The 14,668-nt window shown below is 66.7% G+C and carries 14 protein-coding genes; 9 read left to right on the top strand and 5 right to left on the bottom strand.

Features of this window, described 5'->3' with window-relative positions; translation table 11 throughout:
- Positions 1-13: 13 nt before the first annotated feature.
- Positions 14-988, bottom strand: coding sequence for an LLM class flavin-dependent oxidoreductase (locus ACFVJ3_RS27185; protein WP_378455010.1), 975 nt, complete (start codon positions 986-988; stop codon positions 14-16).
- Between the two features lie 141 nt (positions 989-1,129).
- Between ACFVJ3_RS27185 and ACFVJ3_RS27180 the strand changes: the two genes are divergently transcribed.
- Positions 1,130-2,257 (top strand): nitric oxide synthase oxygenase, encoded by a 1,128-nt coding sequence (locus ACFVJ3_RS27180; protein ID WP_378455083.1) that lies wholly within the window; start codon positions 1,130-1,132, stop codon positions 2,255-2,257.
- Here the strand turns inward: ACFVJ3_RS27180 and ACFVJ3_RS27175 are convergent.
- A complete protein-coding gene (locus tag ACFVJ3_RS27175; RefSeq protein WP_378455009.1) occupies positions 2,245-2,715 on the bottom strand; it encodes a group II truncated hemoglobin in 471 nt (156 codons plus the stop codon). The two genes, ACFVJ3_RS27180 and ACFVJ3_RS27175, sit on opposite strands and share 13 nt — an antisense overlap.
- Before the next feature lie 68 nt (positions 2,716-2,783).
- Here ACFVJ3_RS27175 and ACFVJ3_RS27170 point away from each other — a divergent pair, with 68 nt between their 5' ends.
- A complete protein-coding gene (locus ACFVJ3_RS27170; RefSeq protein ID WP_378455008.1) occupies positions 2,784-3,362 on the top strand; it encodes a TetR/AcrR family transcriptional regulator in 579 nt (192 codons plus the stop codon).
- An 8-nt stretch (positions 3,363-3,370) separates the two neighbouring features.
- On the opposite strand, the gene ACFVJ3_RS27165 is transcribed toward ACFVJ3_RS27170, so the two are convergent.
- A complete protein-coding gene (locus ACFVJ3_RS27165; RefSeq protein ID WP_378455007.1) occupies positions 3,371-4,795 on the bottom strand; it encodes an MFS transporter in 1,425 nt (474 codons plus the stop codon).
- Positions 4,792-5,247 (bottom strand): MarR family winged helix-turn-helix transcriptional regulator, encoded by a 456-nt coding sequence (locus ACFVJ3_RS27160; RefSeq protein ID WP_378455006.1) that lies wholly within the window; start codon positions 5,245-5,247, stop codon positions 4,792-4,794. Before ACFVJ3_RS27160 ends, ACFVJ3_RS27165 begins: the two co-directional genes overlap by 4 nt.
- A gap of 258 nt (positions 5,248-5,505) precedes the next feature.
- Here ACFVJ3_RS27160 and ACFVJ3_RS27155 point away from each other — a divergent pair, with 258 nt between their 5' ends.
- Entirely contained in the window at positions 5,506-6,702 is a 1,197-nt protein-coding gene (locus ACFVJ3_RS27155; protein WP_378455005.1) for an Ig-like domain-containing protein, read from the top strand.
- A gap of 9 nt (positions 6,703-6,711) precedes the next feature.
- The gene (locus tag ACFVJ3_RS27150; RefSeq protein ID WP_378455004.1) at positions 6,712-8,121 is read left to right on the top strand and encodes an FAD-binding protein; all 1,410 of its coding nucleotides are present in this window, start codon (positions 6,712-6,714) and stop codon (positions 8,119-8,121) included.
- Here the strand turns inward: ACFVJ3_RS27150 and ACFVJ3_RS27145 are convergent.
- Positions 8,109-9,365: a lipase family protein gene (locus tag ACFVJ3_RS27145; protein WP_378455003.1), complete on the bottom strand. Its 1,257-nt coding sequence runs from the start codon at positions 9,363-9,365 to the stop codon at positions 8,109-8,111. The genes ACFVJ3_RS27150 and ACFVJ3_RS27145 overlap by 13 nt on opposite strands.
- A 36-nt stretch (positions 9,366-9,401) precedes the next feature.
- On the opposite strand from ACFVJ3_RS27145, the gene ACFVJ3_RS27140 reads away from it, so the two are divergent.
- From ACFVJ3_RS27140 to ACFVJ3_RS27120, 5 genes are all read left to right on the top strand, one after another.
- Positions 9,402-10,382, top strand: a complete 981-nt coding sequence (locus ACFVJ3_RS27140) for a zinc-binding alcohol dehydrogenase family protein (protein WP_378455002.1) — start codon at positions 9,402-9,404, stop codon at positions 10,380-10,382.
- A gap of 54 nt (positions 10,383-10,436) precedes the next feature.
- On the top strand, positions 10,437-10,967 hold the full coding sequence (locus tag ACFVJ3_RS27135; RefSeq protein ID WP_378455001.1) for a MarR family winged helix-turn-helix transcriptional regulator: 531 nt from the start codon (positions 10,437-10,439) through the stop codon (positions 10,965-10,967).
- Positions 10,968-11,193: 226 nt separating this feature from the next.
- Entirely contained in the window at positions 11,194-12,348 is a 1,155-nt protein-coding gene (locus ACFVJ3_RS27130; RefSeq protein ID WP_378455000.1) for an acyl-CoA dehydrogenase family protein, read from the top strand.
- 25 nt (positions 12,349-12,373) lie between these two features.
- Complete coding sequence (locus ACFVJ3_RS27125) at positions 12,374-13,171, top strand: SDR family NAD(P)-dependent oxidoreductase (RefSeq protein WP_378454999.1); 798 nt, start codon at positions 12,374-12,376, stop codon at positions 13,169-13,171.
- 153 nt (positions 13,172-13,324) lie between these two features.
- Positions 13,325-14,647 carry a cytochrome P450 gene (locus tag ACFVJ3_RS27120; RefSeq protein ID WP_378454998.1) on the top strand — a complete coding sequence of 441 codons (1,323 nt, stop codon included), beginning with the start codon at positions 13,325-13,327 and terminating at the stop codon, positions 14,645-14,647.
- Positions 14,648-14,668: the final 21 nt, after the last annotated feature.

Raw genomic sequence — 14,668 nt, 5'->3', positions numbered from 1 at the left:
GCGTCCTGCGCGTTCACACGTCCAGGAGCGACAGCTGCTGGTCGGATTCGAACAGCGCGGCCCGATCGAACGTCGACGTCGAGGCCAGGAGTTCGTCCGCGCCGGTACGCGCGACCAAGGCGTCGAGCGCGACCTTCACCTGCTCGGCGGTGCCGTGAACGGAGGTCGCGATCGAGGCGTCGACCTGCTCCTGCAGCCGCGGAGTCCACGCCTGACCCCGGATGTCCGCGACCGATTCGAGCGGCGGGAACTCGCCGGTCCGGCTGGACTGTGCCAGCGCCCACGCCTCCGGAAGCAGCAGTCCGCGGGCCCGGGCTTCGTCCTCGGCGATCATGACCTCGAGCGAGACGATCACGTACGGGGACCGATGTCCCGCGGACGGGACGAAGCTGTCGCGGTACCGGTCAAGTTCCGGAACGCGGGCGCCCGACCCTCGGAGGATCGGCCCACCGACCACCACCGGTAGACCCGCCTTCGAGGCGAAGTCGAGCCCGCGCCGGGTGGCGAGAACGAACATCGGCGGTGGGCTGGTCACGTGGGGCCGGGCCGTCACGGCGCCCTTGCCGTCGAGGTAGCTCCGCACCTCGTCGAGGTCGTCGGCGAACGTGTCGGGGGCGTTGCGATCGCGCCGCAGTGCCTCGCGCACCGGCTTGGTGAACCCCAGCGACCGTCCGACGCCCAGGTCGATCCGGCCCGGATACATCGCCTCGAGCATCAGGAACTGCTCGGCCACCACGAGAGGCTGGTGATTCGGCAGCATCACCCCACCCGAGCCCAGCCGGATCCGGTCGGTGCGCGCGCCGAGGGCCGCGAGCAGCACCGGCGGCGACCCACTCGCGATGCCCGGCACGGCGTGATGCTCGGCCACCCAGAACCGATGGAACCCGAGCTGCTCGGCGCGCACAGCCCGCTCGATCGTCCCGGTCAGCGCGGCAGAATCGGGCGCACCGCGGCGCGTGCGGGACCGGTCCAGAATCGAGAGCTTCACCTCCGGGGGAACCGCCGTCCTGCCGGAGGTATTTCCTCACCCCGTCCGCACTCGGTGGAGGAGTGTGCCCGCTTCGCTGACATACTGACCGCCGCAGGATCCACGATCGCCGGGAGGTCAATGGTGAGCAGCACAGGGACTATGTCGTACTCGCTGGACGTCACGTCGCGGTCCGCAGCGCAGATGCGGGAGTGCGCAGAGTTCTTCAGCGAGCCCGAGCTGGCCCACCTGCCCACCGCCCGCCTCGCGGACGCGCTGGAGTCGCTGGCCGAGACGGGCCGCTACGAGCACACCGTGGAGGAACTGGAAGTCGGCTCGCAGCTGGCGTGGCGCAACCACGCCCGGTGCGTCGGTCGCAAGCACTGGCGCACGCTGAAGCTGATCGATGCCCGGCACGTCACCACCGCGGACGAGATTGCGGAGGCGTGCTGGGAGCACCTGCGGGTCGCGACGAACGGCGGCGCCCTGCGCTCGGTCATCACGGTCGGTCCCCTACCGCTGGCGGACGGACGCGAGTACAAGATCGTCAGCCCGCAGCTCATCCGGTACGCCGGCTACCGCCACGCGGACGGGACGGTGACCGGGGACCCCGCCCAGGTCGGAATCACCGAGGCGGTGACGAAGATGGGGTGGCGGGGCGCAGGCACGCCGTTCGACGTGCTGCCGCTGCTGGTCAGCACCCCCGACGAGACGCTGCGCTGGTACGAGATTCCATCCGAGCTGGTGCTCGAGGTCGAGATCGAGCACCCCGACTACGCCTGGTTCGCCGATCTCGGTCTCAAGTGGCATGCCGTGCCTGCCGTGTCGAACATGCACTTCTCGGTCGGCGGGCTGACCTACCCACTCGCCCCGTTCAGCGGCTGGTACGTGAGCACCGAGGTCGGGGCCCGCAACCTCAGCGACCAGGATCGCTACGACATGCTGCCGACCATCGCCGACCGGCTGTGCCTGGACACGACGTCGGAACGAACGCTGTGGCGCGACCGCGCACTGGTCGAGCTGAACCGCGCCGTGATCCACAGTTACCGGCAGGCCGGTGTGCACATGGTCGATCATCACACCGTCGCGAAGCAGTTCATCAGTCACGTCGAACGCGAAGAGTCACTCGGCCGGAAGTGCCCGACGGACTGGTCGTGGATCAACCCGCCGATGTCGGCGGCGCTGACCCCCACGTTCCACCGGCTCTACGACGCACCCGACATGGATATCCGTCCGAACTTTCTCCCGGCCGCCAGCTCGGGTTGCCCGATCTCCGGTCAGCCGCGGTAGGGCGGGGCGACGCCCCAACCCCAATGCGGGACGGGCGCGTGCTCGACCACCTCGGCGCCGGGGCTCGAGTTCTGCAGCGCGAGCCTGGTCCCCCACTCGACGTATGCCATGAAGGCCGAGCGGAATTCGGGATCGGACGGCAACTTCGCGTCGTCGGCGGCGAGACTCATCGTCGCGGCGAAGCGGTGCCGCTGCTCCGGGCTGATGCCCAGACCGATGTGGTGTCGCAGCATCCGCTCGTAGCCGCCGAGCCGGTCGGTGTAGCCGGGTGGACCGCCGAACACCTCGCACCACCAGAGTGTCACGTTGCGGCGATGCTCCTCGTGTACTCCGCCGGGGAACATCGGGGACAGCAGTTCGTCGCGCTCGACCCGGTCGTAGAAGGCGTCGATCAGCCGCCGGAACGACTGCTCACCGCCCGCCCATTCGAACAGGGACGGTGTTTCCTGATCGCTCATGGGAGCTCCTCATCTCCGTCGTCTCCATTACAATACACATCAGTATTGGATTGAAACGAGGTTCGAACATGACCGTTACCGGGCGCAGCCGCGACACCGACATCGACACTCGCGTGCTGAAAGTGGCGGGCAGGCAATTGTCCCGGGCCGGATACGACGCGATGTCGATCGCCGCGATCGCCGCGGAGGCCGGCACCACCCGGCAGGCTCTGTACCGGCGGTGGGCGTCGAAGTCGGAACTCGCCGCGGCCGTCGTGGCGCAGTTGGCCGACGAACAGTCGGGGCGGTCGTCGGCCGATCCGTTCGGGGATCTGGTGCGCGAGCTGACCGACTTCCAGCGCGGGGTGTCGCGGAGCGGCCGGTTGTCGTTGGTCGGCACGATGCTGCAGGACACGACGGACACCGACGTCCGCGCGCAGTACCGCGCCCGGGTGGTGGCGCCGCGCCGGCGCCGCATCCGCGCAATCCTGGACCGCGCCGCCGAACTGAAGCTGATCGACGCGGACGCCGATCTCGACGTCGCCGTCAGCATGGCCACCGGCAGTTGGTACGGCCGGGCGTTGGCCGGTGATCGCCCACCCGCCGACTGGCCGGCCCGGACCGCGACACTGATCTGGCGGGCCGTCGGCGGGGTGCCGCCGACCTGACGCGGTTGCTACGCCGTCGACGCGTTCGTCGACCGCCGGTCCCCCATGTTCCGTGACATCAGGACACCGGCGAGGAGGAGAACGCCCGCGACGGCGATGAACCAGCCCGTGCGGTGCAGTCCGTCGTCGCCGACGACGTGACCGGCGGTCGTCTGTAGTACGACAGCCGACAGGTTCGCCCCGATGTACTGCACGGTGCGGTACATCCCGATCGCCGTGCCCACCTCCTCGACGGACGTGACCGAGCTGATCAGATTCTGATTGCCGATGTTGTTGAATCCATTGGGTATTCCCAGTACTGCGGCGACGAGCAGGAGCACGACGATCGGGGCGGTGCTGCTCTCCACGGAGGCCAGAAGCAGGCCACCCACCAGGAGCGCGCACGTTCCCACGGTGAGCGTTCGGCGCACCCCGTACCGCCGGTACGTTCGCGACGCCAGCAGCGTGGAGCCGATGCCGACCACCGCGACGGGCAGCATCGTCAGACCCGCTTCGGTGGCGCCCATTCCGCGGGAGTACTGCAACCACTGCGGGATTCCGAAGAAGACACAGTAGAACGCCGTGTAGGTGAGGAGGGTGCGGGCGAGTGTCGCGCTGAGCGCACGGTTTCGGGCCAGGGCCCGAACGTCGATGAACGGTTCGTCCGCCCGCCGTTCCCATTGAACGAACAGGGCGAGCACCAGGGCCCACACGGGGATCAGCCACCACACGGGATCGGTGGTGAGCGACAGCAGGAACAGCATCGTCGACGAGACGAGCGCGAGGAACAGCAGGACCCCGGCCACGTCGAGCGCGTGCAGCAGTTGCCGACCACTGACCGACACACCGCCGATGAAACCGACCTTCGCGAATTTCGTGACCGCCACCGCGCTGAACGCGACGATCGGAAGGTTGATCCACATGATCGACTGCCAGCCGAACGCCCCGACGAGCAATCCGCCGAGCGTCGGGCCCAGCGCCACGACCGCCTGGCTGCAGATCGCGAGCGTCGTGATCGCGGTGCGCGGCTCCGCGCCGTGCCGCTCCGCATACCCGCGGATCATCGTCATGGCGTTGGGATACTGTGTGGCGGTCCCGATTCCGACGAGAATGCGGGAGAAGATCAGCCAGCCGACACTGGGCGCGAGCAGACCGGCCACGGAGCCCAGCGCAACCAGGGCGAGGCCGCCGAGGTACACCTTGCGGGCGCCGAGCAGCGCGCCGAGTTTCCCGGCCATCGGGGCGGTGACGGCGGTGGCGATGTAGAGCGCCGAGATCACCCACGTGATCCCGGACGAGGAGCCGAACTGGGCGGCGATGCCGACGATCGCCACCGCGATCATCGACGAGTTCAATGGTTGGAGGATGCTGCCGGTGGCGACGGATCCGCTGACCCGGAACGGTACGGACGGGGACTTCTGCGCGAGTGCGGTATCGGCGACGGTCGCGCTCACGAGTTCATCAGTGACTCCTGCTGCGGCGCCGACTCGGGCGTTCCGGCGAGTCGGCGGAGCAGCCGTCCGGCGATGAAGAGCAGGTCGCGCTCGGCGTCGGTGAATTCGGCGGCGAACGCGGCCGTCAGCCATTCGCTACGCCGGGATCGGTCGTCGACGAGGGTCTGCAACCCCAGCGCGGTGATCGCGACTATGCTTGCTCGCGCATCCTGGGGGTCCACGGTCCGGGAGACCATTCCGGACCCCTCGAGCATCGAGACGGTCCGTGCGATTGACTGCGGCGCCACTTGCTCGAGGTCGGCGAGAGCGCGCGCGCTCATCGGACCTTCCCGGTCGAGGTGCGCGAGGGCCTGGAGCTGCGAGGGCGTCAGCAGATGCCCGGCGCGCTGGGTGCGGATGCGCCGGGTGAACAGAACAACGTCCTCACGGAACCGATCGACCTTCTCGTCCATTTTTCGCCTCTCACTCGCAGTGCGTGTTCATTAGCCAGTCTAGCTGTTTTATTCCCGCGGCTCAAGCAGGGATTTCTGCGGCAAAGGGGCGACTCAGGCACGAAAATTAGTCAGCACTGCTGCCTAACTCATCGAGGGGAGGATCCGCGCGCGCGAATTCCTGCAGGTAGGGCACGCGCGGCAGGCGTCTCACAGAAAACTCCGAGACAATCGCTGGCAGTATGAGGACGGCGAGCGCTGACCCAGATCCGAAAGAAGGTGATCGTGACTCTTCGCACACGGACAGCCGGCATTGTTGCGGTGGTGGCCCTGACGTTCCTGGCCACGGCGTGCACTATCGGAGACACCGGCACGTCGGAAACCCCGACCACCTCACAGACCGCGCCCGCCTCGATTGCCGTCCCCGCTGCCGACGGGGCTCCGATCAATCCGACCACCCCGATCGTGGTCACCGCGACGGGCGGCAAGCTGACCTCCGTAACCGTCACGAATCCCGCGGAACAGAACACACCGGTCGCCGGGAGCCTCACGCCCGACGGCACGAACTGGACGAGCAGCCAACCTCTCGGCTACGGGTCCACGTACACAGTCGTCGCGGACGCGGTCAACCCCGACGGCGCCCCGGTCGAGCAGACGTTCACCGTCACGACGTTGACGCCGGGCAGCACCGCGTACGCGAACGTCGTCCCGGCACCCGAGGTGGTCGCCGACACCGGCATCGGCGTCGGCCAGCCGATGGTCTTCCAATTCACCGCACCGGTCGCGAACAAGGCCGAGGCGCAACAGCGACTGCACGTGACGACGACACCGCCGCAGCCCGGCGCCTGGTATTGGACCGACGACCAGAACGCACACTACCGAGCGGCGGCTTACTGGGCACCGGGCACCAAGATCCACATCGAGGCCGACGTCTACGGCGTCGATCTGGGCGACGGCGTCTTCGGCGCCGAGAACAACTCCGCCGACTACACCGTGCACGACTCGTGGGTCGCCAAGGCAGACGGCGCGAGTGAAATGCTCACCGTCTTCCACAACGGCGTTCAGGAAAACGCGATGCCGATGAGTCTCGGCTCCCCCGACCATCCCTCGCACGAGGGTCCGCACGTGATCTCCGACAAGCAGCAGAGCATCATCATGGACTCCTGCACGTACGGGGTCTGCGCGGGCGATCCCGACTATTACCGCGAGAAGGTCGATCTCAACCTGCGGATCTCCAACGACGGTGAGTTCGTCCACTCGGCGCCGTGGTCGGTGGGCGATCAGGGCAGCAGCAACGTCTCCCACGGCTGCGTGAACCTGGCTCCTGCCAACGCCCAGTGGATGTTCGACCATTTCGGTATCGGCGACGTCGTCGAGGTCACCAACTCGGGCGGACCGCTCCTGCCCGTGTGGGACACGTACGGGGACTGGGAGGTCCCGTGGGATCAGTGGCAGGCAGGTAACGCAACGGGATAGGAGGCGCTCGTGAATTCACCATCCGCGGAATGTGTCGCGCAGTTGAAGGCGGTTCTCCCGCACCGGGTTCATCTGCCGGACACGGACGACTACCGCAGCGCATTGGGCAGAGTGTTCTTTCCCGATGCCGCGAGACGCCGTCCGTCCTGCGTCGTCGAACCGGTGTCCGTGGAGGAGGTCTCCACCGTCATGAGGGTTACGCATCGGACGGGCGGCACCGTCACCGTCCGCGGCGGCGGGTTGAGTTCCAACTGCGTCGCCGACGACGCCGTCATGCTCGACCTGTCGGCGCACCTGAACACGGCCCGACCCGACGACGACCGGGTGGTCGTCGCCGGCGGCGCCACCGTGGGAGCCATGCTGGACGCCCTCGCACCCACCGGGCGGGTGGTGCCGGTGGGGATCGTCGGCCACGCAGGCTTCGGACTCGTCACCCGAGGCGGTGTCGGATACCTCACGCGCAGTCTGGGATTGACACTCGATCAGCTGGTCGAGGTCGAACTCGTGCTGCCGTCCGGCGAAGTCGTCCATCTGTCCGAAGCCAGCACCGGCGACGAGGCGGATCTGTGGTGGGCGGTCCGGGGTTGCGCACCGTGCTTCGGCGTCGTGACGTCGGCGGTGCTCCGGACCCACCCGGTAGGTCCGGTGTGGGTCGACCGGATGGTGCTCGGACTCGAAGCGCTCGCCACCTACTTCCGTGTCGCACCGACGCTTCCACGGGACACGACGATGGGCGCGGTACTCGGTTACAGCGCACTGTCTCCCGACGAACCCGTCCTCTTCGTGTACACCGCGTGTGCGAGCGGGGACGAATCCGCCATCGACCGCGCCCGGGCCGCCGCCACCACGGTCGCCGACGTGTCGGGCAGCGTGCTGTACCGATCGGAGATGTCCGGCACGTACCTCACCGGGTTACCCGAATTCGCGCCACCCGGCCCCGACGGCGAGGAACCGGAACCGATCCGGCTGCCCGAACCGGGCGAGCGCCGGGGGTCGTTCTTCGGGAAAGCCGTCTTCACCGGACCGACCCTCGACTCCGCGCTCGCGGAGGCTCTGGCCACCCAGATCCGTGGCGCGCCGACGCGGGAATGTCGTATCGACTTCCAGCACACCGGCGGTGCCCTCTCCGACGTCGGCGACGCCGACACCGCGTTCTGGGGCCGAAGCAGCGAGTGGAACATCCCACTCAACGCCATCTGGTCCGACCCCTACGACGGCGCCGCCTGCCTGTCCTGGGCGGGCGGCACCCTCGACGCGCTCGCGCCCCACACGATCGGCGTCTACAGCGTCGAACTGCGGCCCGGTTTCCCCGAGACCGGCGCCGAGATCGACGCGGCCTACGGCGGAAACCTTCGCCGACTACGAGAACTGCGGCAGAGGCACGATCCGATGGGGGTGCTCACGCACTATCCGCTCTGAGATTCGGAGGTGTACACACAATCGTCCACGGCAGCCCGACCGGCGAAACGTGCTGCAAGGAAGTCGATCGCACCCGGCGCTCCGGAGATCAGCGTGGTGTTGTGACTACCGCCGGGATACCGCACCACCTGCACCGCGCTACCCGCGGCACAGGACTGTCGAACGAAGTCGTCGTGGACCGTGACGGGCACCAGTTCGTCCCCGTCCGCGTGATAGCTGTAGATCGGCGCCCCGGCAGTGCCCACGGCAGGGCTGTTCTCCGCGAGAGCATCTCGTAATACCGGAACGTCGAAGGGGCGAGGGTCGACGGTGTAGTCGCGCAGCGACCGGAACGCGTAGGTCGCGATGAGATCTACGGTGCATGCCGCGCTGCTGGCCTGCATGGTTGCCCGGCCCTGTGTGGTGAACAGCTCGCTCAGGCGCATCTCGGGATACGCACGATCGATGCCGGTCACTCCACCGAAGGTGAGGCCGAAACCGTACCCGCCATCGACATTCCGCATGGTTGCCTCGAGGTCGGCAGGTAACCCGCCCAACGCTATTCCGTCCAGCCCCAGCTCGGGAGCATGGGTCTGCCGGAGGTGCGCGGCCCAGGCCGTGGCGAAGGCTCCACCGGAGTAGCCCCACAGGCCCGTCGGCGCGTTCACGTCCAGTCCTGCCGGGACGAAATTCCGCGCGGCGCGGATGCCGTCGAGAACCGCGTAGCCCGACTGTGGTCCGGCGAGAAACTCGGATTCCGGTCCTTCGTAGTCGGCGGTGACGACCGCCCAACCACGGGACAGCAGATACGCGATCATCAGTGACTCCGATGCGGCGTTCGACGTCGCGGCTCCGAGCCCCGCAGTCAGCGCGTAGGACGGTGCGCACCGAGATCCGAGACTGTCTTCCGCGGTTTGATAGGAGACAAGGGGTCGGGGACCATCGCCCGTCCACGGCGTTCTCGGGACCAGGACCGTGGCGACGTCGGCCACCGGTTCTCGGTGGGAGTCGAGCGACTTGTACAACAGTTGCCAGGAATCGACCGGTATCGGCACGCTCAACGCTGTCGCTGTTGCCGGCCGTGATCGCAGAATCGTCCCGTCGGGCTGCGCCTCGTAGCCGGCAGGCTCTTGGTAGAACGCGTCCTCGGACGGTCGCGGGATCTCGGCCACTGCAGGTCCAGCCACCGCGACCAGACCCGCACTCAACGCCGTCACCGCCGCAACCAGAAGGGGGAACCACCGCCGAATGCGCACGATAAACATGCTACCGTGCGAATGGTACGACCGAAAGGACTATCTGTGGACGCCGTGGTGTTGCGAGAGTTCGGGGAACCGGACGTCTTGAAGATGGAGTCGATTTCCGATCCCGTAGCGAGCTCGGGCTGGGTCACCGTCCGCCTGAAGGCGGCCGCACTCAACTGGCACGACGTCCTCGTCCGCCAGGGCAAGTATTCGTCACCACTGCCGCACGTACTCGGCGCCGACGGCGCAGGTATTCGCACCGACACGGGCGAGGAGGTTCTCGTCCTCCCGTCGCTGTGGTGGGGAGATCGTGACGCCGCGCCGAGCGCACAGTGGGAGATCCTCGGCGATCACCAACGAGGCACGTATGCCGAGTTGGTACGGGTTCCCGCTGACTGCGTCGCCCCCAAACCACGCGGGCTCAACTGGGAGCAGGCCGCCGCACTGCCTCTCGTCGGACTCACCACCTACCGCGCCCTGTTCACGCGCGGCCGTCTCGGTGCCGGCGAGAATTTGCTCGTCCTGGGCGCGGGTGGCGGCGTCGCGACCATGGCCGTCATGCTGGCTTCCGCAGTAGGCGCCAACGTCACCGTCACGTCCTCCTCGGCGGCCAAGATCGCACAGGCACGGGAACTCGGCGCGGCGAACGGCGTGCTCTACACCGACCCCGAATGGCCGGAAGATGCTCGCCGGCTCACCCCGGACGGTCAGGGATTCGATCTCGTCCTGGATTCGGTGGGGACCTGGGAACAGTCCATCGCCGCACTGCGGCCGGGTGGCCGGTTGGTCGTGCTGGGCGCGTCGCGTAACGAGCTCGCCACCCTCGACGTCCGGCCCTTCTACTTCGGCCAGTACGAACTGATCGGGACCACGATGGGCAGCCCGCGGGACTTCGCGGGGCTACTGACACTGCTGGACACCGAAACCGTCCCACCCGTACCCATCAGCGCGGTATTCCCGCTCGCAGAGGCAGCAGCCGCGCACAAATATCTCGAACAGGGAGCCGGGTTCGGGAAGGTCGTTCTCTCGCACGACTGACCGCGGTTCTATGATCTACCTCGACGCGGTTCGGTGACGACGAGAGGACGCCCAGTGGCGAGTGAACTCCCGACGCCGGCCGACGACGATCGCCACGACGTGATCGACTGGATGCGAGCCGAATGGTCCCGGCGGCGTGATTCGGCCGATCTGGAGTTCGGAACCACGATGGCGTTGCTCCGTACGCACCAGTGGATCGTGCGCGCCATGGACCAGGAACTGCGCTCACTTCGCCTGTCGCGCAACGCCTATCTCATTCTGACGTCATTGCAACTGTCGGAGCAGCGAACTCGCACGCTCGGCAAGTTGAGCAAGTACCTCATGGTCCACCCCACCACCGTGTCGATGGCGGTCGACCAACTCGTCAAGGCGGGCCTCGTCGAACGCAAAGCCCACGCGACGGATCGCCGCACCGTTCTCGCAACCCTCACCCCGGCCGGCTTGGAGGTGGTCGAGGAAGCGAACGATCGCCTCGCCGCGGTGCGCTTCGGCCTGGCGCCCGTCGACACCGACACCCTGGAAGCGCTGATCGAACAACTGCAACACGTACGTCGCGCCGTCGGTGACGTCGAAACCGGGCACTGAGAACTACCGGACACCCTCTCGCGGTTGAGGTGTCGGACCCGGCCGCCGCATCCCCCACACAGTACGACGACCCGGCACACCTCTTGCCCCACTAGCTTTGACGCCCTACTATTCAAACCTAGAATAGTTCTCACGGGACGAGGAACGGGCCGTCCGGCTTCTCACTGCACGACAACGCTCCCTCGCCGTGATCCCCCAGCCGAGTCACGCACAGGAGCACACTCCGATGGTTTCATTCGCATTCACCGACGAACACGAAGAGTTCCGACAGACGCTCGCCGCGTTCAGCGACCGAGTCCTACTTCCCGGCTACCGCGACAGAGCCGCGTCAACGGACTTCCCCTTCGACATTCTGAAAAGGCTCGGCGACCTCGGATTGCTGGGCATCGGCCTGCCCGAACAGTACGGCGGCACGGGCACCGAAGACCCCGTTCTCCTCGGGATCGCCACCGAGACCCTGGCCTACGGCGACGTGAACATGGCATCGGCACCCGTCCAGATCGGTTTGGTCGCCTCTCAACTGGCGCTGTGCCGTAACGAGATCCAGGAGCGCTACCTCCCTCCCCTCATCAACGGTGAGCAGACCATCGCCATCGCGTTGACCGAACCAGGCTCGGGCTCCGATGCGAGTGCGCTGACCACCACCGCAACGGCAGTGGAGGGCGGATGGCGTCTGAACGGCGAGAAAACGGCCATCTCCTGGGCGATGAATGCCACTGCCGCACTTGTCTACGCGCGAGAGCCCGGATCCAGCCGTGCTCGGGGTGTCAGTTGCTTCGTCGTGCCGCTCGACGCGGAAGGCGTCACGGTCAGCCACATGCCAGGCATGGGCTGCCTTCCTCTGGGCTGGGGAGGCATTCATCTATCCGACGTCTTCGTTCCCGAATCGCATCTCGTCGGCGAACTCGGCAAGGGCTTTCACTCGGTTATGGACCACTTCGACTTCAGTCGAGCTGCCCTCGGACTGATGTGCCTCGGCGCCGCGAAACAGAGTCTGGAGGAAGCCGCCGCGTACGCGCAGCAACGAGAAACGTTCGGGCAGCCACTCTCCGAGCACCAGGGACTCGCATTCCAATTCGCTGAGCATGCAACCTATCTGGAAGGAGCACGCTGGATCTGCTACCGGGCGCTGTGGCTCCGGGAAACCGCCCAGCCGCACACGGCCCTGGCGTCGATGAGTAAGTGGTGGCCTCCCGTCGTGGCCAAGAACGCAATCGAGTTCGCCATGCGCGTACACGGAAACCTCGGGTACTCCACCGAATCGCCTCTGCAGCATCGCTACCGCGACGTCACCGCGTACCTCGTCGCGGACGGCACAGCCGAGATCCAGAAGCGCATCATCGCGAAGGACATCTTCGCCCGCGGCACAGTATCTCTCTGACCACATCACCCTGAAGGAGTTCACAATGGGAACGCATGAAATCTCACCGCCGAAAGAGCTGAAGGACAGCAGCGGGCTGATCGTCGGCGGCACGGCCGGGATCGGGCTCGCGACCGCCGTCGGCCTCGCTCAGGCCGGCGCACCGCGCATCATGGTCGTCGGGCGCAGCACGGAACGCGGACAGACTGCCGTCGAACGCATCTCGTCCTACAACTCGTCGTGCGAGGTGACCTTCCTGTCGGCAGACGCAACCACCGTCGACGGCGCCGCCCGTATCGCGTCCGAAGCCGAGCGGATCCTCGACGGCGTGGATGTCCTCGTGTCGACGACGGCCGCCGACACCCGACCGGAACTGTTCGCAAACATTCCCACCGACGACATCGCGCGCATCTTCAACCAACTCGCGCTCCCGTGCATGTATCTCGCGAGCGAAATCGTACCCCACATGACGGCGCGGAAGGGTGGCGTCATCATCAACGTCGCATCGGACGCAGCCAAGACCGCGACGCCCGGCGAGTCCGTGATCGGGGCGGCGAAGGCGGCGATCGTCATGTTCACCCGCACGCTGGCCATCGAAGCCAAGCGCAGCGGAATCCGCGTGAACGTCCTGACGCCGTCGCTGGTCACCGGCACCGGGTCGACCGAACGCATCACCTCCGACGGGTTCAGTGCCAAACTGTTCGCCAAGGCAGCACAGCAGGCCCACCTCGGCGTCCCCGAATCCGAAGACCTCGCTGCGCTCGCCGTCTTCCTCGCCTCCCCCGCCGCGCGCCGGCTGACCGGACAGGCGATCAGCGTCAACGGGGGAATCTCGGCGGCCTGAGAACTGCCTCCGAATCGGGGGCGAAACCCCTCGTCTGGGTGACGCACGGGTGCCGTTCATGCATGAGACTCGAGTCACAGCATGAACGGACACCGGGCGACCGCGCCGGTACGTCCCGGCGCTGTTGAGCCCACACCAGAGAGAAGGTTGATCATGACGACGGTCGAATCCGCCGACACCGCAACAATTCCCGATGAGATAGCACGGCAGATCGTTCTCGCCGAAGGACACACCGACGACGCGAAACTGTACGAGGCCTACCGGTGGCTGCGCGAGAACCGGCCGCTCGGGCAGGCACGCGTGGAGGGATACGACCCGCTCTGGCTGGTCAGCAAGCACGCCGATCTGATGGAGATCGAGCGACAGCCGCAGATCTTCAGCGCCGGCGGCGGCGAGAACAAGGGCTCGCACAACCCCATACTCGCCAACCAGGCGGGAGACGAATTCACGAAGCAACTCACCGGCGGAAGTCTTCGCATCCTGGACGCGTTGCCCTACCTCGATCCCCCGGAGCACTCCACCGTCAAGGATGTCGCGTTCGACTGGTTCCGGCCGGCCAACCTCAAGAAGTGGGAGGAACGCATCCGCGAGACGGCGAAGGAATCCGTCGATCGGCTCGTGTCCGGGAGCCAGGACCTCGACGCCGTACAGGAATTCGCGGTGTTCTTCCCGCTGCACGTCATCATGTCGCTGTTCGGTGTCCCGGTCGAAGACGAGCCGCGCATGATGGCACTGACACAAGACCTCTTCGGGGTCGCCGACCCGGATGCGACACGTGAGGACATCGAGAGCCTGTCTCCCGATGCCGCAGCACAGCAGTGGGCAGCGGCGATCTCCGACTTCTACTCCTACTTCGATGTTCTCGTCGAAAGCAGGCGAGCAGAACCACGCGACGATCTGGCGACTCTCATCGCGGTCGCGAAGGATGCCGACGGCGAGTACTTCCCCAAGACATTCGCCTACGGGTGGTTCGTCGCCATCGCCACCGCCGGCCACGACACCACGGCGAGCACCCTTGCGGGTTGCCTGCAGCAGTTGGCCGCGCGTCCCGACATCCTCGAGCGAGTACAGGGAGACCTCGGCTTGGTTCCCCACCTGGTGAACGAAGCCTTGCGGATCGTGTCTCCGGTGAAACAGTTCACCCGCGTCGCACTCACCGACTACGAACTCCGTGGGAGCACGATCAAGGCCGGCGACCGCCTGATGCTGCTGTTCCAGTCCGGTAACCGCGACGCCGACGTGTTCGACAACCCGGACACCTTCGACATCGACCGGCGTCCGAACAAGCAGATCGCGTTCGGCTACGGACCGCACATGTGCATCGGCCAGCATCTCGCCAAACTCGAAATGAAGGTCATGCTCGAGGAACTGCTGCCCAAGCTTCATCGCGTCGAGGTGACCGGCGAACCCAAGATGATCCAGACCAACTTCGTCGGCGGATTGCGGCACCTCCCCGTCCACCTGACGTTCGCCTGACCAGGTGGTGCGCCGAGACGG

This window comes from Rhodococcus sp. NPDC127593 (assembly GCF_042671975.1).
Taxonomy (GTDB): domain Bacteria; phylum Actinomycetota; class Actinomycetes; order Mycobacteriales; family Mycobacteriaceae; genus Rhodococcus_F.
This window is presented reverse-complemented; position numbering and strand designations above follow the sequence as displayed.

Coding starts and splice junctions, on each gene's coding strand:
- ACFVJ3_RS27180 (WP_378455083.1), top strand. CDS start 1,130: ATGTCGTACTCGCTGGACGTCACGTCGCGGTCCGCAGCGCAGATGCGG.
- ACFVJ3_RS27175 (WP_378455009.1), bottom strand. CDS start 2,715: ATGAGCGATCAGGAAACACCGTCCCTGTTCGAATGGGCGGGCGGTGAG.
- ACFVJ3_RS27170 (WP_378455008.1), top strand. CDS start 2,784: ATGACCGTTACCGGGCGCAGCCGCGACACCGACATCGACACTCGCGTG.
- ACFVJ3_RS27160 (WP_378455006.1), bottom strand. CDS start 5,247: ATGGACGAGAAGGTCGATCGGTTCCGTGAGGACGTTGTTCTGTTCACC.
- ACFVJ3_RS27145 (WP_378455003.1), bottom strand. CDS start 9,365: ATGTTTATCGTGCGCATTCGGCGGTGGTTCCCCCTTCTGGTTGCGGCG.
- ACFVJ3_RS27130 (WP_378455000.1), top strand. CDS start 11,194: ATGGTTTCATTCGCATTCACCGACGAACACGAAGAGTTCCGACAGACG.
- ACFVJ3_RS27125 (WP_378454999.1), top strand. CDS start 12,374: ATGGGAACGCATGAAATCTCACCGCCGAAAGAGCTGAAGGACAGCAGC.
- ACFVJ3_RS27120 (WP_378454998.1), top strand. CDS start 13,325: ATGACGACGGTCGAATCCGCCGACACCGCAACAATTCCCGATGAGATA.